This is a genomic window from Zoogloea sp. LCSB751, assembly GCF_002028455.1.
Classification (GTDB): Bacteria; Pseudomonadota; Gammaproteobacteria; order Burkholderiales; family Rhodocyclaceae; genus Zoogloea.
On record NZ_MWUM01000375.1, the window covers coordinates 1 to 256 of the forward strand.

1 protein-coding gene is annotated in these 256 nt (G+C 64.8%); it reads left to right on the forward strand.

Going from position 1 to position 256, the window contains the following annotated elements:
* A partial coding sequence (locus B4920_RS27015; protein ID WP_216820097.1) for a hypothetical protein occupies positions 1-256 on the forward strand: 256 nt, incomplete at both ends.

The window sequence follows — 256 nt, forward strand, 5'->3', positions numbered from 1 at the left end:
TGACTCACCTGCTTCCCGACAGGCCCCAGTTCATCCAGGTGCTCGATGGGGTGGGGCGCGTCGGCGCCATCCTGCCCAAACCGAAGTCCGTGCACGGGCCGACCCTTGCCTGGGCCCAGCAGCACTACCCAGTGCTGCCGCTCAATCGCCACTGGACCTCGGATCCCGAGGGCGTCATTGTCCAGATAGCCCCCCTGGTGGAACCCCATGAGCGTCTCATCATCCTGGACATAGGCGGTTACTTCGCCAGGACCCA